24 protein-coding genes are annotated in these 23,557 nt (G+C 63.1%); 10 read left to right on the top strand and 14 right to left on the bottom strand.

All coding sequences use genetic code 11. The features are described from left to right. Window positions 1-45: 45 nt before the first annotated feature. From AB3X39_RS09165 to AB3X39_RS09125, 9 genes are all read left to right on the top strand, one after another. A complete protein-coding gene (locus AB3X39_RS09165) occupies window positions 46-678 on the top strand; it encodes a TetR family transcriptional regulator (RefSeq protein WP_369417065.1) in 633 nt (210 codons plus the stop codon). Window positions 679-785: 107 nt separating this feature from the next. Further along, complete coding sequence (locus tag AB3X39_RS09160) at window positions 786-1,292, top strand: nucleoside deaminase (RefSeq protein ID WP_369417064.1); 507 nt, start codon at window positions 786-788, stop codon at window positions 1,290-1,292. Between the two features lie 32 nt (window positions 1,293-1,324). Next, on the top strand, window positions 1,325-3,409 hold the full coding sequence (gene fusA, locus AB3X39_RS09155) for an elongation factor G (protein ID WP_369417063.1): 2,085 nt from the start codon (window positions 1,325-1,327) through the stop codon (window positions 3,407-3,409). 53 nt (window positions 3,410-3,462) lie between these two features. Continuing rightward, the gene (locus AB3X39_RS09150) at window positions 3,463-6,180 is read left to right on the top strand and encodes a bifunctional diguanylate cyclase/phosphodiesterase (RefSeq protein WP_369417062.1); all 2,718 of its coding nucleotides are present in this window, start codon (window positions 3,463-3,465) and stop codon (window positions 6,178-6,180) included. Window positions 6,181-6,214: 34 nt separating this feature from the next. Beyond that, window positions 6,215-6,895: an FMN-binding negative transcriptional regulator gene (locus AB3X39_RS09145; protein WP_369417061.1), complete on the top strand. Its 681-nt coding sequence runs from the start codon at window positions 6,215-6,217 to the stop codon at window positions 6,893-6,895. Window positions 6,896-7,043: 148 nt separating this feature from the next. Continuing rightward, window positions 7,044-7,589 carry an SRPBCC family protein gene (locus tag AB3X39_RS09140; protein WP_369417060.1) on the top strand — a complete coding sequence of 182 codons (546 nt, stop codon included), beginning with the start codon at window positions 7,044-7,046 and terminating at the stop codon, window positions 7,587-7,589. 73 nt (window positions 7,590-7,662) lie between these two features. Then, entirely contained in the window at window positions 7,663-9,006 is a 1,344-nt protein-coding gene (gene yjjJ, locus AB3X39_RS09135) for a type II toxin-antitoxin system HipA family toxin YjjJ (RefSeq protein ID WP_369417058.1), read from the top strand. Window positions 9,007-9,040: 34 nt separating this feature from the next. Next, the gene (locus AB3X39_RS09130; protein WP_369417057.1) at window positions 9,041-9,838 is read left to right on the top strand and encodes a hypothetical protein; all 798 of its coding nucleotides are present in this window, start codon (window positions 9,041-9,043) and stop codon (window positions 9,836-9,838) included. Next, the gene (locus AB3X39_RS09125; RefSeq protein WP_369417056.1) at window positions 9,835-11,013 is read left to right on the top strand and encodes a Fic family protein; all 1,179 of its coding nucleotides are present in this window, start codon (window positions 9,835-9,837) and stop codon (window positions 11,011-11,013) included. Before AB3X39_RS09130 ends, AB3X39_RS09125 begins: the two co-directional genes overlap by 4 nt. On the opposite strand, the gene AB3X39_RS09120 is transcribed toward AB3X39_RS09125, so the two are convergent. From AB3X39_RS09120 to AB3X39_RS09085, 8 genes are all read right to left on the bottom strand, one after another. Further along, window positions 10,999-11,535 carry a DUF2946 family protein gene (locus AB3X39_RS09120; RefSeq protein WP_369417055.1) on the bottom strand — a complete coding sequence of 179 codons (537 nt, stop codon included), beginning with the start codon at window positions 11,533-11,535 and terminating at the stop codon, window positions 10,999-11,001. The genes AB3X39_RS09125 and AB3X39_RS09120 overlap by 15 nt on opposite strands. Further along, window positions 11,528-12,544: a YheT family hydrolase gene (locus tag AB3X39_RS09115; protein WP_369417072.1), complete on the bottom strand. Its 1,017-nt coding sequence runs from the start codon at window positions 12,542-12,544 to the stop codon at window positions 11,528-11,530. The genes AB3X39_RS09120 and AB3X39_RS09115 overlap by 8 nt, the downstream gene beginning before the upstream one ends. 5 nt (window positions 12,545-12,549) lie before the next feature. After that, window positions 12,550-13,008: a YybH family protein gene (locus AB3X39_RS09110; RefSeq protein ID WP_369417054.1), complete on the bottom strand. Its 459-nt coding sequence runs from the start codon at window positions 13,006-13,008 to the stop codon at window positions 12,550-12,552. Between the two features lie 2 nt (window positions 13,009-13,010). Beyond that, the gene (gene purU, locus AB3X39_RS09105) at window positions 13,011-13,895 is read right to left on the bottom strand and encodes a formyltetrahydrofolate deformylase (RefSeq protein ID WP_369417053.1); all 885 of its coding nucleotides are present in this window, start codon (window positions 13,893-13,895) and stop codon (window positions 13,011-13,013) included. Between the two features lie 69 nt (window positions 13,896-13,964). Beyond that, window positions 13,965-15,053 carry a lipopolysaccharide heptosyltransferase II gene (gene waaF / locus AB3X39_RS09100; RefSeq protein WP_369417052.1) on the bottom strand — a complete coding sequence of 363 codons (1,089 nt, stop codon included), beginning with the start codon at window positions 15,051-15,053 and terminating at the stop codon, window positions 13,965-13,967. 22 nt (window positions 15,054-15,075) lie between these two features. Beyond that, window positions 15,076-15,321, bottom strand: coding sequence for a zinc-finger domain-containing protein (locus AB3X39_RS09095; RefSeq protein WP_369417051.1), 246 nt, complete (start codon window positions 15,319-15,321; stop codon window positions 15,076-15,078). Between the two features lie 13 nt (window positions 15,322-15,334). Beyond that, the gene (locus AB3X39_RS09090; RefSeq protein WP_369417050.1) at window positions 15,335-16,258 is read right to left on the bottom strand and encodes a branched-chain amino acid transaminase; all 924 of its coding nucleotides are present in this window, start codon (window positions 16,256-16,258) and stop codon (window positions 15,335-15,337) included. 79 nt (window positions 16,259-16,337) lie between these two features. After that, the gene (locus AB3X39_RS09085; RefSeq protein ID WP_369417049.1) at window positions 16,338-17,078 is read right to left on the bottom strand and encodes a response regulator; all 741 of its coding nucleotides are present in this window, start codon (window positions 17,076-17,078) and stop codon (window positions 16,338-16,340) included. Between the two features lie 104 nt (window positions 17,079-17,182). On the opposite strand from AB3X39_RS09085, the gene pdxH reads away from it, so the two are divergent. Further along, window positions 17,183-17,821: a pyridoxamine 5'-phosphate oxidase gene (gene pdxH, locus AB3X39_RS09080; protein ID WP_369417048.1), complete on the top strand. Its 639-nt coding sequence runs from the start codon at window positions 17,183-17,185 to the stop codon at window positions 17,819-17,821. 18 nt (window positions 17,822-17,839) lie between these two features. Here pdxH and AB3X39_RS09075 read toward each other — a convergent pair whose 3' ends face one another. The 6 genes from AB3X39_RS09075 to msrA all read right to left on the bottom strand — a co-directional run bounded on the left by AB3X39_RS09075 (window position 17,840) and on the right by msrA (window position 23,376). Further along, window positions 17,840-19,858, bottom strand: a complete 2,019-nt coding sequence (locus AB3X39_RS09075) for a TonB-dependent receptor (protein WP_369417047.1) — start codon at window positions 19,856-19,858, stop codon at window positions 17,840-17,842. Between the two features lie 84 nt (window positions 19,859-19,942). Continuing rightward, window positions 19,943-20,326, bottom strand: a complete 384-nt coding sequence (locus AB3X39_RS09070; RefSeq protein WP_369417046.1) for a hypothetical protein — start codon at window positions 20,324-20,326, stop codon at window positions 19,943-19,945. Beyond that, a complete protein-coding gene (locus AB3X39_RS09065; protein ID WP_369417045.1) occupies window positions 20,307-20,885 on the bottom strand; it encodes a hypothetical protein in 579 nt (192 codons plus the stop codon). Before AB3X39_RS09065 ends, AB3X39_RS09070 begins: the two co-directional genes overlap by 20 nt. Before the next feature lie 48 nt (window positions 20,886-20,933). Next, complete coding sequence (locus tag AB3X39_RS09060; RefSeq protein WP_369417044.1) at window positions 20,934-22,154, bottom strand: ABC transporter permease; 1,221 nt, start codon at window positions 22,152-22,154, stop codon at window positions 20,934-20,936. Continuing rightward, window positions 22,151-22,804 carry an ATP-binding cassette domain-containing protein gene (locus AB3X39_RS09055; protein WP_369417043.1) on the bottom strand — a complete coding sequence of 218 codons (654 nt, stop codon included), beginning with the start codon at window positions 22,802-22,804 and terminating at the stop codon, window positions 22,151-22,153. Before AB3X39_RS09055 ends, AB3X39_RS09060 begins: the two co-directional genes overlap by 4 nt. After that, window positions 22,801-23,376 (bottom strand): peptide-methionine (S)-S-oxide reductase MsrA, encoded by a 576-nt coding sequence (msrA, locus tag AB3X39_RS09050; protein WP_369417042.1) that lies wholly within the window; start codon window positions 23,374-23,376, stop codon window positions 22,801-22,803. The genes AB3X39_RS09055 and msrA overlap by 4 nt, the downstream gene beginning before the upstream one ends. Between the last annotated feature and the right edge of the window lie 181 nt (window positions 23,377-23,557).

The raw sequence follows: 23,557 nt of genomic DNA, 5'->3' as shown, positions 1-23,557 counted from the left end.
GTGGCATCTTACATACAATCGTGCATGTATGTTTGAAGGGCCTCCATGGTTCGCCGCACCAAAGAAGACGCCGCCGCCACCCGCGAGCAGTTGCTCGACACCGCTGAAACCCTTTTCTTGCACCAAGGCGTGGGCCGGACCTCGTTGCACGAGATCGCCAGCGCCGCCGGGCTGACACGCGGCGCCATCTACTGGCACTTCAAAGACAAGGCCGACCTGTACTGCGCCATGATGGACCGGGCCACCCTGCCCTGCGAACAAGCCGCTCAAGCCATCATCGGCCAACGCGCCAGCACCGACCCAGCCGCCGCACTGCGCGAACTGGCCCAAATGCCCCTGCAACGCCTGCGCAACGACGCACGCACCCGGCGCGTGTTCTGCATCGCCATGCACCGCACCGAACACAACGAAGAACTGGCCCCCTTGCGCCAACGCCAACTCGACGGCGTCGGCCGCTACACCCAGCGCCTGCGCCAACTGATGGCCGACATCCACCCCACCGCCCCGCCCGCAACCCTCGACGCCGCCGCCTTGGGCCTGTACGCCTTGGTCGATGGCTTGCTCAAACACGCCACCCAAATGGATCACCCCGACCTAGTCCTGACCGCCGGCGAACGAGCGCTGGAGATTTATGTGGCGGGGTTAACGGGTTACCTGCTGCTAGCCCGTTCGGGTTGAGCTTGTCGAAACCCGTGCTCGGTGCTGGCCGGCCCTTCGACAAGCTCAGGGCGAACGGGTCATCCACAGGGAATCGACAAGGCATCAACGGGGATAGGATCGCCCCCATGCCAACACGTCCTGCGCACACCCCCGCCCTCCTCGCCTCTTGGCTCTCCGAAGCTCAGTCCGTCGCTCGGCAGGCGCTGGCCGGTGGGCATCATCCGTTTGGGGCGGTGTTGATCGGGCCGGATGGGCGCACGGTGTTGTTGCGGCAGGGCAATGTGAGCACGGTCAATCATGCGGAGGCGGTGCTGGCACGGGCGGCGGCGGAGCGGTTTGAGGCAGACCTGCTTTGGCAATGCACGCTGGTGACCACGGTGGAGCCGTGCGCGATGTGTGCGGCCACGCAGTATTGGGCGCACATCGGCCGGGTGGTTTACGGCATGAGCGAGGCGCGCTTGCTGCAACTCACCGGCAACCACGCCGACAACCCGACGCTTGATCTGCCGTGCCGCGAGGTGTTTGCGCGCGGCCAAAAGGCCATTGAGGTGATCGGCCCGGTGGCGGCGATGGAAGAGGAGATCGCGGCGCTGCATGTTGATTTCTGGACGAATCGCCCCCAATCGGCGTAGTCTGGGCCTGTCTAAACCTAGGCTCTCTCATCATGATCAGTCCCGTCTCCAAGAGCAGTGCCCGTGCGACCCGTTCCCAGATCGCGATCCGCAACCTTGCCTTGGTTGGCCCGAGTGCGGCTGGCAAGACCACCTTGGCGGAGGCGCTTTTGCAGGCCGCCAGCATGATCGGCGCGGCGGGGTCGGTGGAACGGGGCAGCACCGTCAGCGACTTTGATGCGCTGGAGCAGCGCATGCAGCACTCGCTGCTCACCAGCGTGTTGCACCTCAGCCATCAAGACACCCGCATCCATTTGCTCGACACGCCCGGCAGCGCCGACGGCCTTGGCCAGTCGCTACCCGCGCTTGAAGCGGTGGAAACCGCCGCCATCGTCATCAACGCCGCCACCGGCATCGAGCCCATGGCGCTGCGCATGATGGCTTGGGCAGCAGAGCGCCAGCTCGACCGCCTCATCATCGTCAACCGCATCGACGCCGCCGGGGTGGATCTGCAAGCGCTGCTGGCCGACATCCAAGCCGCCTTTGGTCGTGAATGCCTGCCGCTGAACCTACCAGCGCGGCAAGGTCAGGAAGTGGTCGATGGCTGGTTTGCCCCTGAGGCCACCGCCGGTCACGAGGCCGATTTTTCCTCCGTCGCTGCCGCACACCGTGCGCTGGTGGAACAGGTGGTGGAAGTCGATAGCGCGGTGGTCGAGCGCTACCTCAACGAGGGCGACGTGCCCGCCACCGAACTGCACGCGCCGCTGGAGCAGGCGCTGCGCGAAGGCCACCTGATCCCCGTGGTGTTTGTGTCGGCCAAAACCGGGGCCGGCGTGAAGGCGCTGCTCGACGTGATCGTGCAGTTGCTGCCGGACCCGTCGGAAGGCAACCCGCCGGCCTTCCTCAAGGGCGAAGGCGAAGCCGCCACGCCGATGGTGGCGCGTGTCGATGCCGGCGCCCATGTGCTGGCCCATGTCTTCAAGGTCAGCATCGACCCCTACGTCGGCAAGCTCGGCGTCTTGCGCGTCCACCAAGGCACCGTGACACCGAACAGCCAGCTCTACATCGGTGATGGTCGCAAGCCCTTCAAGGTCGGGCACCTGTTCCGCCTTCAAGGCCGGGAGCATGTGGAGGTGAACCAAGCGGTTCCGGGCGACATCGTGGCCGTCGCCAAGGTCGATGAGATCGCCTTCGACGCGGTGCTGCACGACGCCGCCGAGGACGATCACATCCACTTGAAGCCCCTGCCCTTCCCGGTGCCGGTGCATGGTCTGGCGCTGAAACCCAAGCGCCACGGCGACGAGCAGCGTCTGGCGGAAGTGTTGGCCAAGCTGACCGCCGAAGACCCGTGCCTGAAAACCGAGCACGTCGCCAGCACGCACGAAACCGTGGTCTATGGCTTGGGGGAACTCCATCTGCGCGTGCTGCTGGAGCGCCTGCGCGAGACCTATCGCGTCGAAGTCGATACCGCACCGCCACGCATCGCCTACCGCGAGACCGTCACGGTGGCCGCGCAGGCGCAGTACCGCCACAAGAAGCAAAGCGGCGGCGCGGGCCAATTCGGCGAGGTCCACCTGCAAGTCGAGCCGTTGCCGCGCGGAGCGGGTTTCGAGTTCGTCAGCGCGGTCAAGGGCGGTGCCATTCCGGGGCAGTTCATGCCGTCGGTGGAAAAGGGCGTGCGCTTGGCGATGGCAGCCGGCGTCATCAGCGGTCACCCGGTGGTGGATGTGCGCGTCACGGTGCTCGACGGCAAACACCACAGCGTCGATAGCAAGGACATCGCTTTTGTGACCGCCGGCAAGAAAGCCTTCATCCAAGCCCTGCGTGAGGCCACACCCGTGGTGCTGGAGCCCATCGTCGATGTCGAAATCAGCGCCCCCGAAGCGGTGCTGGGCGACGTGACCGGCGACCTATCCTCGCGCCGTGGCGAGGTGCGCGCCACCGACGCCCTCCCCACCGGCCAAGCCGTGGTTCGCGCCCGCGTCCCCTTGGCTGAACTCACCAGCTACCAAACTCGCTTGAACGCCCTCACCCGTGGCGAAGGCCACTACACCGTGGCCCTATCGCACTTCGACGCCGTGCCGCCGAACGTGCAGGCAGAGATGGTGAAGGGGTATCAGGTGCGGGATGAGGATTGATTGGAGGAACAGTCGTAGCGGCATAAAGGGGTCAGCCGCTACACTTGCCCGGCATGAAAACGACCCTCCGACTGTTCGGCGCGCTGTTGATCACCGCCATCGTCGTCGGTGCTGCCTTGGCCATCAACGCACTGCGCAACAAGGACATTGAGGACTGGCGCCGCAACCTGCGGGGCATGACCTTCATCCTCTCAGAGCACACCGGTCAAACCGTCTTCGCTGCCCAGCAGGTTTTGAACACCCTCAGTGAACGGATTCAGCAGGCCCACATCCAAGATGAGGCCGACTTCCGGGCCAAGCTATCAACGCCCGAGGTGTATCAGCTGCTGCACGACAAGATTCAAGGCATGCCACAACTGGATGTGGCCACTTTGGTGGCAGCCAATGGCGACAACATCAATTTCAGCCGCTCTTACCCGGTCTCCGGCATCAATTTGGCGGAGCGTGATTACTTCAAGGCCCATCGCAACAATCCCGAACTTGGCGACTACATCAGCACCTCGGTACGCAACAAGGGCAACGGCAAATGGACCTTCTATGTCACCCGGCGCGTCAACAATGCTCAGGGCCAATTCATGGGGTTGATCCTGGTGGGGCTGTCGGTGGAGGCGATCACTGGGATCTATGACCGAGTCGTGGAGAGTTTCGGCGAAGGCGCGGGCATCACCCTGTTCCGATCGGATCGGACTGCGCTGGCGCGCTCCCCCAGACAAGACGAGGTGATCGGTCGCATCAGTCAGTCCGGCCCAGCGCACAACGTGCTGACCGGCAAGGCTTCCGGCGAGAACGTGATCTTGAGCAACGCCCCCCGCTTCACCACCGGAGAGCCGGAGCTGCGCTTGACGGCCGTGCAGCAAGTGGAGCGTTACCCCTTGGCGGTGGCCGTGATCGTGCCGGAAAGCATCTTCTTGGCCGATTGGCGGCGCACCGCATGGATGATCGGCGGGGTGGGGTTGATCAGCATCGCCTTTGTGGTGGCCGGGATTGGGGGGCTGACGCGCAGCATGACGCGGCGGGAACAGACCGAAGAGAACTTGCGCCTGAGCGAAACCAAGTTCCACACCATGCTCGATTGGGCCATCGACTGGGAATACTGGATCCGCGAGGATCAAAGCATCCATTACATGACCCCCTCGGCCAAAGCCTTCACGGGGTACTCCGTGACCGACTTCGTCCGTGATCCCCACCTCCTTGAAACGGTGATTCACCACGAAGACCTTGAGCGCTGGCAGCAACACACCCAGCAAGCCCATCACCACCGTCATCACCCCCGTGATCACCACCGCGATCATCCGATGGGTGAAGCCTTGGATCTGCGCATCGTGCACCGCGACGGCTCGCTGCGCTGGGTCAGTCACCTGGATCGGCCGGTTTACGGCGCGCAGGGGGACTACTTGGGTCGTCGGGTCACGATGCGTGACATCACCGAGCGCAAGGCCTCAGAGACTGAAATCCGCCAACTGGCGTACTACGACCCCTTGACCCATTTGCCCAATCGTCGGCTCTTCATGGATCGGCTCAGGCATGCGCTGATCGCCAGTGCCCGCAACCAGAGCTATGGCGCGTTGATGCTGTTGGACTTGGATCACTTCAAAAAGCTCAACGACACCCAAGGCCATGATGTGGGCGACCGGTTGCTGATCGAAGTCGGGCGACGCTTGGCACTCTCGGTCCGCGAGGCCGATACGGTGTCACGCCTCGGCGGCGACGAATTCGCGGTGATGATCGATGGGCTTGATGCGGACGAGACCGTGGCCGCTCGGCAGACTGAACAGGTGGCTGAAAAAATCCATGCCACGCTCCATCAACCCTACAACCTCAGTGTGCGCAGCGACATCCAGCCGGATCATCGCAGCAGCGCCAGCATCGGTGTGGCGCTGTTCAGCGGGGAAAACGTCTCCATCGAAACCCTGATCAAGCAAGCCGATGTGGCACTTTACCAAGCCAAGGATGCGGGTCGCAGCGCCATCCGGTTTTTCAATCCAGCCATGCAAGCGGCCATCAACACGCGTATCGCGATGGAGTTGGCGCTGCGCCAAGCGCTCAAGGACGGTGAATTCCGCATCCACTATCAGCCACAAGTCGATGCGCAGGGTCATGTGATCGGGGCTGAAGCCTTGATTCGCTGGGACCATCCCGTGCAAGGACTGCTGTTGCCCGATACCTTCATCCCGCTGGCCGAAGAAACGGGGCTGATCATTGACATCGGCCAGTGGGTCTTGGACAACGTCTGCGCGCAACTCAAGCTCTGGCAGGATGACCCTGCCCATCGGTGCGCACGCATCGCCGTCAATGTCAGCGCCCGCCAGTTTCATCAACCCGACTTTGTGGATCGGGTTCGTCGCAGCTTGGCTTCGAGCGGTGCCAACCCTCAAGGGCTCAAACTGGAACTGACCGAAACCATCGTGGTCGAGCGTATTGACGAAGTGGTGCAACGGATGGAGCAGTTGCATCTGCTGGGCGTGACGTTCTCTCTGGACGATTTCGGCATCGGCTATTCGTCGCTGTCTTATCTGAAACGCCTGCCCTTGGATGAAATCAAGATCGATCAAACCTTTGTCCGCGACGTGATGGATGACAGCAATGACGCGGCCATTGTTCAGGCCATCTTGGCGATGAGTACGTCGCTGGGACTGCGCGTCATTGCCGAGGGGGTGGAGAACACGGCGCAGCGCGATTTCCTCAAAGAACATGGCTGTCAAGGCTATCAAGGCCATTTGTACAGCCGCCCAGTGCCCATCGCTGACTGGAGCGACGCGGACTTCGCGTAAAGCTTGGGGTGCCTCTCCTTCGCCGTAACGACCCATGTACCTGCCGTCCTCCTTCCACGAAACACGCCTTGAGGTCTTGCACGCCCTGATGCGCGCCCACCCACTGGCAACACTCGTCACCGGCGGCGCTCTCGGCGTTGATCCCCTTGACGCCGATCACTTGCCGTTGTCGCTGATCACCCAGCCAGCGGCGAATACCGCAGCGGATGACCTAGGCGTGTTGCGTGCGCACGTGGCGCGGGCCAATCCCCTTTGGCACAAGGTCGCCCAAGCCCCGGCTGGGGTGATGGATGTTTTGGCGATCTTTCATGGCCCTGAGGCCTACGTCACGCCCTCGTGGTATCCCAGCAAGGCGGACACCGGCAAGGTGGTACCGACATGGAACTACGCGGTGGTCCACGCCCATGGGCAGGCGCGTGTCATCGACGACCCGGCGTGGGTTCGCGCCCAAATGCATACCCTGACTCACCACCAAGAGCAAGCTCGGCCCACACCATGGCAGATGCTGGATGCGCCCAGCGAGTACATCGAGCGCATGGTGTCGGCGGTGGTGGGCATCGAGATCACCATCACGCGACTCACCGGCAAGTTCAAGCTCAGCCAGAACCAGACCGCCTCCAACCGGGCCGGCGTGATCCACGGTCTGGAAGCCGAAACAGCGCCCACACAGGGCACGAACGAGGCCCTGACAAAGCTCATGCGCAACGCTGGGTAGCACTTACCAACATTTCGTATTACGGGAAATCCTTGAGGCGAACAAGGATGAGAGGCGGTTACGCTCGGGCCGCCTTCAGGGATCCATCACAAAAGACGTGGCCGCCACATCTCCACCAGCGAGACGCCGTGCCACCTCGGAGAGTCCGATGCTCAAGTTTTTCTTTCTCGTTTTGATGGTCGTCGTTGCGCTGTTGATCTACACCGCCACCCGACCGGATACCTTCCGCATCACCCGCGCCACCTTGGTCAAAGCCCAACCTGACACCCTCTTCGCACTGATCAATGACTTGCGCCGCCACGCTGCTTGGGGGCCGTGGGAATCGCTCGACCCGGCCATGAAACGGGTCTACAGCGAGAACAGCCGAGGCGTGGGTGCCAGTTATGCCTGGGTCGGCAACCACCAAGCCGGCACCGGACGCATCGAAATCACCGAGTCCGTGCCCGACGAGCGAGTGCGCATGAAGCTCGATTACCTCCAGCCTTTCGAAGCCCACAACAGCGTCGAATTCACCCTCGACCGCCAAGGCGAGACCACCTTGGTGACGTGGTCCATGCAGGGCACAAACAACTTCATGGGCAAGTTGATGGGTCTGCTGTTCAGTGATCGCCTGATCGGCGGCATGTTTGAAAAGGGCCTGAGCAACCTCAAAGCGCTGGCCGAGAGTGCGACGCCTGCAGTGCTTGCGCCGTGAGTTGAAGGGCTCGTGATAGATTCAATCGATTCATGAATCTATTCATCGAGCTATTCACTCGCCCCGGCCAAGCGTGACAACCCACGACGACCACCTTCGACGATATCTGGCACAAGGGCCGACCAGCCCACGCCAACTCCTTGAAAAAACAGGGATCAGCCAGCCGACGCTCTCACGAGCGATATCGGTGATGGGCGATGCCGTCGTGCGCATCGGTGCGGCCAGATCCATTCAATACGCTCTGCGCGACCCACAACGCGGACTCAACGACATCCCCGTCTACCGCGTCGGTACGGACGGCAAGATCCGGCTGCTGGGGGAACTGATCCCCGTTCGCCCCGATGGCTTCGTCATGCGCCAAGCCGACGGCAAAACGCTGCATACCGACAGCCTGCCGTGGTGGCTGCTCGACATGCGCCCCCAAGGCTTCCTTGGACGAGCCTACGCGGCACAACATGCCGACATGCTGGGCCTGCCGACCAAACTATCCGACTGGAGCGATGCCGACGCGTTGCGCGCCCTGATCGCACATGGTCACGATGCAGTGGGCAACGTGCTGCTGGGCAACCGCGCCCGTGACCACTTCCTGAGCACACTGCCCCCGGCAGCAATACCGACGCGTCAAAAGGGTGCGACCTACGCCCGTCTGGCCCAAGAAGCCACCAGCAGTGATCGGCCCGGTTCATCCGCTGGTGGCGAACAACCCAAGTTCACCGCCTTGGTTCAAACCCCCACGAACCCGTGCCATGTGTTGGTCAAGTTCACCTTGCCAGAAGCCAACCCCGTGACCGAACGGTGGCGTGATCTGCTGTTGGCTGAACACCATGCCCTTGAGACGCTGCGCGCCGCAGGCTTGCCGGCGGCCCGCTCTGGCGTCATCGACCACGCCGGCCAGCGCTTTTTGGAGCTTGAACGCTTTGATCGGGTCGGCACCCACGGGCGGTGCGGTCTGTGCTCCCTCAGTGCCCTCGAAGCCGAGTTCGTCGGCGACGCCACCGCACCGTGGCCCGCCCTCGCGGCACGACTGGCAGCCGGCCGGCACATCCGGCACGCAGCGGTCCACGATGCAGCGCGGCTCTACGCTTTTGGGACGCTGATTGGCAACACCGACATGCACAACGGCAACCTCTCCTTCGTCAGCGACCACGGTCGCCCCTACGCGCTGGCCCCGGCCTACGACATGCTGCCCATGGCCTTCGCCCCCCGGGCGAGCGGCGGCATGCCTCATGATGTGCCGGCGGCCCACCTCCACGCCAGCGTCCCCCACCCCATTTGGGGCCAAACGCTGGGTTGGGCCAGCGATTTTCTGGCTCGCCTTCGGGCTGATTCCCGGTGCTCAGCCAACTTCCAGCCTTGCCTCCAAAGCCTCGCCCAACATCTTGACGTCGCCAGCACAACCATCGCCCGTCTCGGGTGATCTCCCCGCCACAACCCCATGACCCCATGACCCCATGAGCCGATTGCAGACCGAATTTCAGCGCCTCTACCGTCCTCTTCGACCCACCACGGTTGAGACCCTCGGTCAAGGATCGGTGGCCGTCGCCCGCGCCATGGTGTTCGAGCTGGCCCGACCGGCGGACTGGGAACAGCTTTCGACGGTTTGGCGCGGGGTGCAGCGTGATCTGGATCTGCCCGCACCCGCCATCGCCGCCTCCGGCCTCGACGGCCTGCAACTGTGGTTCTCGCTCAGCGAGCCGGTGAGCCTGGCGCAGGTTCAAAGCTTCCTCGACCATCTGCGCCGCCGCTACCTGCCCGAGGTCGCGGCCCGGCGCATCAAGCTGATGCCCACCGTGGACAACCCCTTGGACGACACCACCAGCGTGCCGGCGCTTCAAGCGGCCACCGGCAACTGGTCCACCTTCGTCGCCCCCGACTTGGCGCCGCTGTTTGCCGAAACCCCTTGGCTCGACATTCCCCCTGGCCGCGACGGCCAAGCGCACCTGCTCAGCGCCCTGAAAAGCATCCAGCCCGCCGCCTTCAGCACCGCCTTGGCCCAACTTCAAGCCGATCTCCAAGCCAATGAAGCTGCCGAGACCGCCGCTGCACAGCCCCCTGAGCCGCCTGAACCGCCGCACACCGCGCCAGCGATCACGACCACCGCAACCCAACCCCGCGACTACGGCCCCAACCTCGCTCCCCAAACCTTCTTGCTGGCCGTCATGAACGACCCCACCGCGCCCTTGGCACTGCGGATCGAGGCGGCGAAGGCGTTGCTGCCTGCGGAGAATACGGCCACAATCACCGCATGAAATGCGGCGATAACACGGGTAACACATACATTTGGCAGGCCAGCGACTGGCCAAGTTGGCGCTTCGACGTGGCGGCTTTGGCCCAGCCCTTGGCCAACGTCAGCCGCGCTCAGGGCCTGTTGATGGGCCGACTGGCCGATGTCGGCATGGCCTTGCGCGATCAAACCAGTCTGTCCGCACTCACCGATGACGTCATCAAAACCAGCGAGATGGAGGGTGAGCAACTCGACGTCTTGTCTGTACGCTCCTCCATCGCCCGCCGCCTTGGCGTGGACATCGGTGCCTTGGCTCCGGTGGATCGACACGTTGAAGGTGTGGTCGAAATGGTGCTCGACGCCACAGCGCACTGCGATGCCCCCATCACGCGGGAGCGCTTGTTCGGGTGGCATGCCGCGCTCTTCCCCACAGGCTATGCGGGCTTGGTCCGCATCAACGTGGGCTGCTGGCGTGACGACGCCACCGGACCAATGCAGGTGATCTCTGGCCCTCTGGGTCACCCAAGTCGGCAGCGTGTGCATTTTGAAGCGCCCCCCGCTGACCGACTGGCCACCGAGATCGACCGTTTTCTGGCCTGGGCCAACAGCACGTCGGGCGAACCGGCCCTGATCAAAGCCGGCCTGGCCCACTTGTGGCTCGTCACCTTGCATCCGTTTGATGACGGCAACGGCCGCATCGCCCGCGCTATCGGCGACCTGTTTTTAGCCCGTGCTGACGGCAGTACCCAGCGCTTTTACAGCTTATCAGCGCAAATCCAGCGCGAGCGCAAGGCCTACTACGACATCCTAGAGCGGACCCAGAAAACCTCGCTGGATGTCACCGAGTGGTTGGCTTGGTTCCTCCACACACTCCATTTGGCCGTCGATCAGGCACAGCACACGCTCAACGCGGTACTTGCCAAGGCCCAGTTCTGGCAACGCTGGGCGACACCCGATTCGGCACCGCCCAACGAGCGACAGGCGAAGCTGATCCATCGACTGCTCGACGGCTTCGACGGCAAACTCACCAGCAGCAAATGGGCCGCCATCGCCAAATGCTCACCCGACACCGCCCTGCGCGACATCACCGATTTACTGGCTCGTGGCGTCTTGCAAAAATCAGAAGCAGGTGGGCGTAGTACAAGCTACGAACTGAGCGGCTTGGGCGGGGCATCGCCTTCAGTCTCAAAGATCGGATAGTGCCGCCACCCTCACAAACCCAAACCGCTGCGGCAGCTCTGCGCTGTGCAGGGTGGTGAAGGGCCACGCCAAGGTTTCCAAGGCGTCCAAGGCGGCGTGCATGTCCATGGAGCGGACGAGGCCGAGGCCGTGTTCGGTGTGGAGGTAGAGGCGGCCTTGTTCGTCTTGGATGGCTTGGTGGACGTGGGCCACAGTCAAGCCGGTGTGGGTCTGGATGAGGGTGTGGCTTGGTTGCTGCTGCACGCCCAGCACCCACGGCGCGGCTTCGAGGGTGACGTAGACCCGTTGCGGGCCGTTTTGGAAGAACCATGCGCCCTCGGCATCGACGCTGTAGTTGCGTTCGATGAAACCAAGCAGCTTCTCGTGGCGGATCAGGCTGCCTTTGACCTGCGGAAAAGGCCCTGCCGCTTGGGTGGCGTCGTCACGCATCCACCACTGGCCGCGCATGTCCAGCGCCAACCAACCGTAGCAGGCCGGCACGTGGGGCCATTTGCGCAAAGCGGCTTCAACGATCTCATCCATGGCGCGATCTTGCCATCCCCATGGGGTGAGCCCACCCCACCCAATCCATCACCGCCTGCGGCAGCGCTTGGGTATCACGCGGGAAACGCGCTGCCGGAAAGCCCACATGGCCGCCGTGGCGCGGCTGGCAAAGCGTGACTGCGGAGCTGACATCCATCGGCTTGGGCAAACAGGCCGCTGGCACAAAGGGATCGTTGAGCGGGTTGAGCACCAACGTCGGCACGTGGATGCGGTGCAAATGCGGCTTGGCCGAAGAGCGGCGCCAGTAATCGAGGGCATCGGCAAAACCGTGCAAGGGTGCGGTGAACACGTCGTCGAACTCGCCCAAAGTGCGCGCCGAGCGCAGCCGCTGAGCGTCGAAAAGCCCGGGGTACTGCACCAGCTTGGCCAAGGCCTTGGGTTTCATGCTGCGCAGGAACATCGGGGTGTAGGTCCAGCGCCCCAAGCCCCGGCTGATGGCGCCCGCGCTGGCAGCCAGATCAAGCGGTGCACAGATGGCGGCCACCGCGTCCACCCGCTCAGTCGCCGCTAAACCGGCCTCAGCGGCCCAGCGCAGCAAGGCATTGCCACCCAGCGACACCCCCACCGCCACCACCCTGGACACGCCCGCGCTTTGACAGGCGTGCGCCAGCAAAGCACCGATCTCGGCATGATCGCCCGAGTGATAGGCCCGGGGCGCGCGATTGAGCTCCCCCGAGCAACCCCGGAAATGGGGCACCACCAAGGCCCAGCCGTGGCTTTGGGCCCAAGCGGCAAAAGCGCGGGCGTAGTGGCTGCCAGATGAGCCTTCCAAGCCGTGAAACAGCACCAAGCAGCGCGCAGCAGCTGCGTTTGCCGAGCTTGCTGAACTGATTGCGGGCGGATCGAGCCAATCGGCATCGACGAAATCGCCGTCAGCCAAGGTCCAGCGCTCGCGCCGCCAAGCCAAGGCGTGGGCGGGACCCAGCAGCGCGGGGATGATGGTTTGGGCGTGGCCCCCGGGCAGCCACCACGGGGCTGCCGAGGTCAGCGGGATCAATGCAAGGTGGACGGCGCTTCGCCGCCTTCATGATGCTCACGGCCCGAGCCGGGGCTGGCGTGATGCACCATCAGGCGCCAACCTTCGGGGGTCTTGAGGTAGAGATGCGTGGCCAGCACCCAGATCAGGCGTGGGCCCTCGGCGGTATTGACCTGCACCCGCTCGACCACATGGTGCAACACCGTGCCGCCACCGGGCAGTGTGACGCGCTGCACCGACATCGGCCGCACATCAATGCCCTGCCCTTGGCTGAAGAGCTGTTCGTAAGCGGCGCGAATCGCACGCTTGCCGCTCAATCGCCCGGAGCCGGGGTGGATGCAGCAAGCGGCTTCATCGTCGTCCAGCCAGACCGCCATCATGCGTTCCAAGTCGCCATGCTGAAGGGCTTCGTAGAACTGAGCTTCGGTTTCGTCGGGCGTGGCCATCAAAACGGCCTGGAGATGGGTCTTGGGCATGTTCATCGCAGCACCACCGTTTTGCGGCCATTGAGCAGCACCCGGTGCTCAATGTGCCAGCGCACCGCGCGCGCCAGCACCACACATTCGACATCCCGCCCCACGGCGGTGAAGTCTTCGGGACTGAGGGTGTGGTCCACACGCTCCACGTCTTGCTCGATGATCGGACCTTCGTCCAGATCGGCGGTGACGTAATGCGCGGTGGCGCCAATCAGCTTCACCCCGCGCTCGTGCGCTTGGTAGTAGGGCTTGGCGCCCTTGAAGCTCGGCAAAAAGCTGTGGTGGATGTTGATCGCCCTGCCCGCCAAGAACTTGCAGAACTCGGGGCTCAAGATCTGCATGTAGCGCGCCAGCACCACCAAATCGATGGCTTCAGCGTCGATCAACGCTTCAATCTGCTGCTCTTGGGCCCGCTTGGCCTCGGCGGAGCTGCCGGTCGGCAAAGGCAGATGGTGGAAAGGGATGCCGTAGCTGGCGGCCAGTTCGGCAAAGTCAGGGTGATTGGAGACGATGGCCGGAATATCCAGATCCAGCTGCCCGCTGCGCCAGCGAAACAGCAGATCGTTCAGGCAATGCCCATGCTTGCTGACCATCAAGAGCAGGCGCGGCTTGCGGGCCAGATCGTGAATCTGCAAACGCATCTCGAACTGATCGCGCACCGAGACGAACAAGCGCTCCAGCGTCTGACGATCCGAGAGGTGCACCGGCGCTTCGAAGTGCACCCGCATGAAAAACAGACCGGTCGCATCGTCGCTTTGCACATCACCAAACTGCTGCGAGTCGATGATGTTGCAGCCCGCTTGGTAAAGCAGACCGGAGACGGCGTAGACGATGCCTTTGGCATCGCGACAGGACAGGCTAAGGACGAATTGACGTTGACTGGGCATGGTGGCGCGGATTCTACGCAGGCCCACCCGTTCCGACTGTGGCCTGTTACCGGATCTGACCCTCTGCCATCAACGTGAGGGCTTTGAGAGCGACGGATCTAAGGCTGTCTCCAGCGCCGACAACACCCGCTCAGGGGCGACTTCGGTCAGGCAGCGGTAGTGGCCGAACTTGCAGGTGCGCTCAAAACATGGGGCGCAATCGAGTTGCAATTCGTCTTTGAGCCACAGCACCCGGGCGCGCTCGTTGATGGGTGGCGTGTGGTGCGGGCTGGTGGAGCCAAACACCGCCACTTGCGGCAACCCAAAGGCAGCGGCCACGTGCATCAGGCCAGAATCGTTGCTCACCACCCCGCGTGCGCCGGCAATCAAAGCCATGGCCACATCGAGCGAGGTGCGCCCGGCCAAGGCGATGCAGGCCTCGGGGGCTTCGGCGGCGATGCCGTCGATCAAGGCCGCTTCCTTGCCAGAGCCCAGCAAGACCACTTTGGCGCCGTCACGGGCATGCAGACTGCGCGCCAAAGCCGCGTAATGGGTCGCCGGCCAGCATTTGGCCGGACCATATTCCGCACCTGGCGCAAACACCCAATATGGCGTAGGCGGCGTGTTCAAACCCTGTTCGCCATCCGCCAAGGAGGCCAACAGAGCCGCAGCCTCGGCCCGGCGCTCAGCCGACACTTGCATCTGCGGACGCAAGACACCGGGATCGAGCGCCGATTCGGTCAGATCTGCCCGAGGTCCGAGCGAAGCCAACGTGGCATAAAACGGCACCATCGGTGGCCGCCCTTGCGGACTGGGCAGACGCCGATTCAGCAAGCCCCAACGGCCTTCACCGTGATAGCCAATGCGCACCGGCACCGCCGCGAACCAAGGCAGCAAAGCCGCTTTGATCGAGTTGGGTAGCACGTAGGCCACATGGAAGCGACCCCGCAGGGATTGCCCCAAGACGCGCCGCGCCGACCAGTCGAGCCGGCCGTGGGCGAAGGGCAAGGCGATCACCTCGGCCACCTCGGGCATGGCGCGGTACACCGGCGCCACCCACGGCAAGGCGGCCACGGTGATCACCTCACCGCGCTCGGCAAGGATCGCCATCAGGGGTTGAGTCATCACCGCATCACCAATCCATTGCGGCGCGATGACCAGCGTTTGCTTGCGACTCATCCGCGATGATCCGAACAACAACTCAGTGATGACCGGCGATCTTCTCACCGGCCTTGAGGTGGTAGCCGGTACCGCAGTAGGGGCAGCGCCCCTCGCCGTGATGGCTCAAGTCGATGAACACCTTGGGGTGCGAACTCCACTGGGTCATCTTCGGATTGGGACAGAAGACCACGCCGGGGCCTTGCAAATCAGCCGCAGTCACTTCGATCGAAGCGATCGAAGCGATCGAAGCAGCAGCGCGGTCAGCGGAGACGGAAGAGGTGCTCATCGGACGAGATCCTTTAAACGGCGGTCAGCCAATCGGCGTACTTGGGATTGCGGCCGTTGACGATGTCAAAGAAGGCCGCTTGAATTTTCTCGGTGATCGGGCCCCGTGAACCGATCCCGATTTCGATGCGATCGAGTTCGCGGATCGGCGTGACTTCAGCGGCGGTGCCGGTGAAGAACGCTTCGTCAGCGATATAGATCTCGTCGCGGGTGATGCGCTTTTCCACCACCTTCAGGCCCAGATCGGACGCGATGGCGAAGATCGTGTTGCGGGTGATGCCGTTCAAAGCGCCGGCCGACAAGTCGGGGGTGTAGACCACGCCGTTCTTGACGATGAACAAGTTCTCGCCCGCACCTTCGGAGACAAAGCCGGAGGCGTCGAGCAGCATGGCTTCGTCGTAGCCGTCATCGGTGGCTTCGAGGTTGGCCAGAATCGAGTTGGTGTAGTTGCTCACCGTCTTGGCCTGCGTCATCGTGATGTTGACGTGGTGACGGGTGAAGCTGCTGGTCTTGACGCGGATACCGCGCTTCATGCCTTCTTCGCCCAGGTAAGCACCCCAGGTCCAAGCCGCGACCATCAGATGCACCTTGGCACCCTTGGGGCTGACGCCGAGCTTTTCCGAGCCCAGCCAAACCAGCGGACGGATGTAGCCGCTTTCGAGCTTGTTTTCACGCACCACGGTGCGCTGCGCTTCCATCACCTCGTCAAAGGCGAAGGGGATCTTCATGCGCAAAATCTTGGCGCTGTTGAAGAGGCGCTCGGTGTGCTCACGCAGACGAAAAATCGCCGGACCCTTCTCGGTGTTGTAGGCCCGCACGCCTTCGAAGGCGCCGCAACCATAGTGCAGTGTGTGGGTCAGAACATGGATCTTGGCATCACGCCAATCCACCAGTTGACCATCCATCCAGATCGTGCCGTCACGGTCGTCCATCGACATGAGAAACCTCGGTATTGCTAGCTTGCAAAGGGGCGAATTCTAGTTCGGCCACGCTAAGCGCGGTTGAAGAACACATCCATCACGTCAAACCACGGTCCTGCCACTGCTTGATGACCAACACCGCTTGCGTGCGTGTCTTGACCCCAAGCACTCGCAAGATGGTCGCCACGTGGTCTTTGACGGTTTCGACCGAGATGGCCAGTTCTGTGGCGATGATTTTGTTGGTCGCTCCTTGGAGCAACAAGCGCATCACGTCTTTCTGACGCGGCGTCAACCCCAAGGTTTCAAAGGCCCACCCTTGCGATGTGGCCGCCTCCGTTGAGCTGGCTGGTTCACGACTGTTGATCGAAGCTGGCAAAGCCACGCTACGCAGCCGGGCGGAATACGACACCAAGGAGAGCGGGTGATCCAAGGGATCGTCCGCACTGCCCAACGGCATGGGCGGTACATACACCCCCCCGGACATCACCAGATGCAGGGCTTCAAACAAAATTTCGTTGCTGGCTCGCTTGGGCACAAAGCCTGCGGCCCCGGCATCAAGCACTCGAATCACATCGCTGACCCGATCTGAGGCCGAAACCACAACCACCGGCAACTCGGGATAATCGCGACGCATTTCGACCAACAGATCAAAACCATCCGCATCGCCCAGTTGCAAGTCCAGCAGCACCAGATCAAGTTCCGCCTTGCACCGCAGCAGCTCCCGCGCTTCATACGCCGTTTCAACGCCCTGCACCGTCTGAACCCCCTCCAAACCACCCACAATATTTTTCATGGCAGAGAGGATCAGTGGGTGGTCGTCAATAAGAAGCACATTCATGGCTGTCCCCATTTTTTTATTGAACGCCTGTGATCCTACCGCTTCGCCATCGATTTCCAGTCGATACCCATGCGCCCACTGAAAGGCTTTTTATACTCGACCGTATGAAACATCTTGCTGACATGCGAAAGAGCTACGAAGCCGGAGCCTTGGACGAAACGCTCGCGGCGTCCGAGCCGCTGCGCCAATTCCAGACTTGGTTTGATGAGGCGATGGCCGCCAAGGTGCCCGAACCCAACGCCATGACCTTGGCCACGGTCAGCGCCGAAGGTCGGCCCTCGACCCGCGTGGTGCTGATCAAGGATTTCGATGCCCACGGCTTCGTCTGGTACACCAATTACGCCAGCCGCAAGGGTCAAGAGTTGGCGCAAAACCCGTGGGCGGCGCTGCAATTTCACTGGGTTCTTCAAGAACGGGTGGTGCGCATCGAAGGCCGGGTCGAGAAAACCTCCGCCGAAGCATCTGACCTCTACTACGCCTCACGCCCGCTTGACTCGCGTCTTGGCGCCTGGGCCTCGCCCCAAAGCCAAGCCATCAGCTCCCGTGCCGTCCTCGTCACCAACGCCGCCAAGGCAGCGGTGACCCACGGCTTGCACCCGCCCCGCCCGCCGCACTGGGGCGGCTACCGCCTGATCCCCGATCGTTTCGAATTCTGGCAAGGCCGCCCCTCACGCCTCCACGACCGCCTCGTCTATCAGCTCGACGACCAAGGTGTGTGGCACAGGGAGCGGTTGGCGCCTTGACAAGGGCGACCCCCTTATTCACAAAGTCACTCGCATCCCCACCGCCAAAGATCGCCCAGGCAAAGGGGCAAGGCTACGGACGGCGGGGACGGAGGCGGCGTTCCAAGCCAAAACGTTGCCAAGGTTGTTGAGCCGCAGGAAGAACAGCCCGGTGCCGGCGCTGCTGGTCTCGAAGCGACGCGTGAACCCCACGTGGAGCAGGCCATGGCCGGGGGTGGCTGTGTCGTCTTGGGGAACTTGGGTTTGGCGAGCCGCCCAGTCGAGTTCGAGACGAGCGCTCCAGACTGACGCGGACAACACGGTCGCCACGTTGCCGTGCCAAGGTGCCAAGCGCGGCAGGGGTTGGCCGTCGCTGAGGTTGAGGCCGCGCAGGCCCTCGGCGCAGGCTTCGGTGTCCAGCGCCAGCCCACCGAAACGCACCCGCCGGTGGCCGCTGAGTTCCACCCCACTGAGCTGGGCAGACACCGCCGAGAAAGCAGACTCCGGCAAGCTGTAGCTCGAACCGCTGGCATTCACCAGCAACACCGAGCGGCCCGTGGCGCCCAAGACCAAGTAGTTGGCGAAGGCGCTGTGCCAAAGCCCCAGCTTGATGCTGGCATCGCGACTGCGCTGTTCCAGCGCAGCAGAAACGTGGCCCCCTTGTTCCTTGGGCAACTGGCTATCACCGCGCTCAAACATCGCCGTGGCCACATGCACCCCGTTGGCAAACAGCTCGGCATGCGTGGGTGCGCGCTCGCTGTGTGCCAACTCAAGCCGACTTTGCCAGCCGCTCCACAGCTTGTCGGTACGCTCTAGCGAGGCACTCAACAGCTCAAAGCGGCGCTCGCTGGCCGAACCGAATCGCCCCACCGTAAGACCTTGATCCCCATCCGAGGCGATCTGAGCCTGCTCGACACGCAAGCCGGCCGACCACAGGCCCCCGGCTGTGGGCAAGCGCTCAACCATGAACAGGGCTTGCTGCTTGCTCTGGGTGCTGGGCACAAAGGCTTCGCTGCCCAAGGCTGAAAAGGCCGAACTTTCCCACTGCACCCCCAACACGCCCTCAGCACCGGCAAAGAGGGGGCGATGCTCCACCTCGATACGCGCAGCGTGCCCGGCGTTGTGAAACACCGTGCCAACATTCGCCCCGGCGATCTCCTCGTGCTGGTAGTGCGATTCATCAAGCCGCGCCCGGATCTTGTCCACCACGGGGAGCACCTCACGCCACTCGCCCGCCAACGCTGAGCTGGTGCGCTGCATGTGGATGGTGACGTCGGGCTCGACCACCGTGCCGTAACGGCTCTCCCACTGATCCACACTCAGCCCCAGCCAATGATGTTCCCCCAACCAACTGCCCCCCACCGAACCGCCCTGTGAGTTGCTGGCGGCATTGACGACTCGGTCGGTCGAGGCCGTCCCTAGCTGTGGGTTGAAACGCGGCACCTGCAAATCGTCCGTGACGCGGCGCATGGCATCGACGTGCAAGGCCCAGTGCTCGCTGCCCTGCTCCAGCACCGCCACCCCAGCACGCTCTTGAGTAGCGCCACCCAGACGCACCTCAGCCCGACCAGAGAACCCATCAGCCACCTCATGCGGGATGCGTTGATCCGAGCTATTGATCACCCCGCCAATGCTGTTGCTGCCGTAACGCAAGGCGTTCGGGCCGCGCAGCACTTCGATGCGATCCGCCACCAGCGGATCCACCGGCACCGCGTGATCGGCGGAAAGGCTCGCAGCGTCCAGCGAGGCCCCAGCGTTGCTCAGCGTCTTGACGCGGTCCCCGTCTTGGCCACGCAAGGCCGGGCGATTGGCGTTCGGGCCAAACCAGCTCTGCGCCACCCCGGGCACGCCGGCAAGGGTTTCGGCCAAGGTGGCACCCCGTCGCAACACCAAAGCATCGCCACTGAGGCTTTCACTGGCTGCGCCTGCGAGGGGTGACGCCGGCTGAGCCGTGATCACCACGGTGTCCAAGGAGGGTGTGCTTTGGGCCCACACGGCGACAACAGGAGACATCGCCCAAGCCAAGCCCACAACCCAAGGCCGAGAAGTTTTTTTCATGATGGAGATCCACGCCAACAACACACCAACGACATACCCAAGACACACCGACCTTCGCGCGGTGTCGTCACAGGCGAAGGGTCTTCAACGAGCGTGGAAGGGGCGTGGGGGTGCGCGGGCTTGGGCGTGATAGCTCGGCGCGCCGAAGTGCTTCACCCTTGAAAAACCTTGCGGTGGATGGAACCCGAGGCGCAGCAAGCCAAACAACACCGGGATCGTCCACACCCCCAAGGCGGCGGTGGTCAAGGCGTCGAACAGCCGGCAATCGCTGCCGTCCTCGTGGTGATCATCAAACGGGTTTGGGGTTGGGGTCGAGGTCTGCGACCAACCCGTTGGGGCACCGGGGTGATCGGCATGAACCACACGGTGCCAAAACCCCAACGCCTGAACCGTAAGCAAGGCGCCGAGCAGCACCCAAGTCCAAAAGCGCCTCCCTGGGCGACAAAACTCAAGGCGCGACGGCTGCATCGCTCAGGCGGTAGTAAAGCCCGGTCGGATCAGTGCTGAGCAGTTGCAGGCGCCCTTCCAACACGATCCCTTCGATGCCGACTTTGATCGCCGTCTTGCTGTGCACTTCGATCAATCCTTCCGGGCCGGCTGGGATGCAAAAGGCGCAAGAAGTCGGCACCGAAGAGAGCAAGAAATGCTTCTGTGTGGTGCCCGGATCCAGCGGCATCACAAAACCTTGGACCTTGACGCGAGCGTTGTTGAAGGCTTGCAACTCCGCCGGGAACTGCGGCACCACCCGGTTTTTCTCGATCTTGGGCCGGACTTGGCCAAAGAGCCGCCAGCTCAGCACCCCGGCTTTTTCAGACAAGGGCGGCACGGCACTGCGCGGGTCGTGATAACCCGGCATGCCGGGGCCCGCCACACCGGTCGAGGCGTTGCTGCCCACGGTGCCAAAGGCGGGTGGTCCAGGCGGTGCGGCCCAACTCAACGGCCCTGAAACCCACACAAGCCCCCCCAACAACCCGGTCAGGATCGTGCGGCAGCAAAGCGTGGGGATCTGCGTGGGGAGGGTCTTCATGCGGTCGCCATTGTGCGGTAACAAAAGTGCGGTGACCAAAAGCCAACCTCAACGCGGGGTTTGCAGCAGCACGGTCACATCGAGCCGATAGGCGGTGCGTGCTGGCAGCGCGGCAGCGATCAAGGCGACCAAGCCGGCGCCAGGGATCAACCAAAGCAACTCGGGGGGCCAGACCCCAGCCATCACGCTCAAAGAGCGGCTCTGCGCCAACCAAAACCCCAGCAAAGCGGTGAGCCCCTGCGCCAAGGTCAAGCCCAGCACCAACCCCATACCGACCAAGAGCTGCGCCTCGGCCAGCACCAAAGCCGCCACCCGACGCGGCGAGGCGCCGAGCATGCGCAGCATGGCCAGATCGGGCAAACGCTCACGCACGGCATGGATCAAACCCACCAACACCGACAAGGCCGCCACCGCCAGCAAAGCCAGGCTAAAGCCGCGCATCACTTCGGTGCCCACGCCGATCAACCGCCCCAAGCGCATCAACTCGACCGCCGGTGAAGCCGCCTGCCAAGGCGTCTGAGTCTGGATATAGCGCGGCAAACTCACCGCTGCCAACGGACTGCGGTACTTGAGCAGCAAGAGGGTGACTTCGCGCTCATCGTGGTCGGCAGCCTCATCGCGATGGTGGTGCGCCTCATGCACCGCCCAGACCGATTCAAGCCCGGTCAGCACCAGCCGGTCCAACACCGTGCCGGTGCGCGGCAAAAGCCCGACCACCGTGTAAGGCGCGTCCTCGTGCTCTGTGCCACCAGCGCCCAAACCATGCGCGCCGGCGAAATGCTGGCCCACGCCCAAGCCGGTCTGACGCGCCACATCCACGCCCAGCACCGCTTCCAGCGGCTTTTGCCACAAACGCCCTTGCCCTGGGGCCACCTCAGCCCCGTAATGCGCCACATAGGCCGCCTCGGTGCCGACGATACGAAACCCCTGCACGCTGTCACCCAAGGACATCGGGATCACCTCACGCACCAAAGGCTGGGCGCGCATCGCCGCCAAGGCACTTAACGGGATGTTGCCCGTGGGCACATCCAAGTGATAGACCCCGGCCAACATCAACTGCAACGGGCTGCCCTTGGCCCCCACCACCAAGTCAATGCCTTGGACGTCGCGCTGCAAGCCGTCCTCGATCTGGCGACTCACCAAGGTCACGAAAGCCACGGCCGCCAAACCCAAGCTCAGCAACGTGAGATTCAACAGACTCACCCCCGGCCGAGCCCAGAGCTGGGCCCAGACCAGCGGCCAAAAACCGATCGACGGGTGACTCTTCATAGCTGGATCTCTCGAGCGCGGGCACCGAAAGCTGCACCCACCCGGGCATCGTGGGTCGCAATCAACAAGGTGGCGCCGTAGCGGGTGGATGCTTGATCCAAGGCCGACAAGGCCGCCGCAGCAGCAGCGTCATCCAGACTGGCGGTCGGTTCATCCACCAACAGCAACGACGGCTGCGTCACCAAAGCCCGCGCAAGCGCTGCGCGCTGCGCCTGACCGCCACTGAGCTGATGGGGCCGCCGCTGTGCAAGCTCGGTCAACCCCAAAGCCGCCAACAAGGCGCGCACACGGACCTCGTCCGGCGGCAAACCCGCTGCCCACAAGGCCAAAGCCACATTGCGCTCAACGCTCAAGGCATCGACCCAGTGCAAGCGCTGCGGCAAGAAACCCACGTTGCGACCACGCCAACGATCGCGCGCCGCACCCGTTAAAGCACTGACGACGACACCATCGACATGGATCTGGCCCGCTGAAGGGCTGAGCAGCCCGGCCAACAGCGCCAGCAAGGTTGATTTGCCCCGCCCAGAAGCCGCACGCAGCACCAAAACCGAGCCCCGCTCAACGCTCAGATCCGGAAACCGAATCTCCGTTGCGTTGCCGGGCCAGACATAGCTCAAGGCGTGCAAGGCAATCAAGGGACGTGGATTCATACCATGAGCAACTGGGGCAAGGTCAAGCCCAACTTGTCGAGCTTGGGGCGAATCACCAAGGCGCAATAGCCTTGGTCCGGATGTCGTTCGTAGTACCGCTGGTGATAGGCCTCGGCGGGCCAGTAATTGGACAGCGGCGCGACCTCCGTGACGATAGGCCGGCCAAACGACTTGGCCTGTTCAACAAGGACCTGACGGATCACTTTTTCTTGGGCCGGGGTCTCGAAATAGATCCCCGAGCGGTACTGCGAACCGATGTCATCGCCTTGGCGATTGAGGGTGGTCGGATCATGCAAAGCAAAGAAGATGCGCAGCAGCGAAGCCAGATCAATCTGGTTGGGATCAAAGCCGACTTGGACCACTTCGGCATGACCCGAAGCCCCACCACACACCGAGTCGTAATCCGGCTCTGGCTCATGGCCATTGCTGTAGCCGCTTTCGCAATGCACCACCCCAGGCACAGACCGATACGCAGCCTCTAGACACCAGAAACACCCTCCAGCCAAAGTGATCAGCGCTGCGGCATTCTCTGGAAGGTCGGGTAGGGCGATTTCAAGGGATTCTGGGCTCATGTCTTTCTCCTGTCTGCCGACGGATACAACGCGCATTATTGCCGTCCTGCCCCAGACGTAATAAAGCCCAGTACAAGAGTTGCTCCGGCAGAATCAAGGCCTTGGGTGGTCTGCCACCCTCTGCTTGCGCCTCATTGATCGAGGTCTTGCCTACAACATGCTCGATTTGGCCAGTTGCAAA

The organism is Leptothrix ochracea (assembly GCF_041083635.1).
Classification (GTDB): domain Bacteria; phylum Pseudomonadota; class Gammaproteobacteria; order Burkholderiales; family Burkholderiaceae_C; genus Sphaerotilus; species Sphaerotilus ochraceus.
The sequence above is the reverse complement of the archived record's forward strand: the minus strand, read 5'-3'. Positions and strand labels throughout refer to the sequence as shown.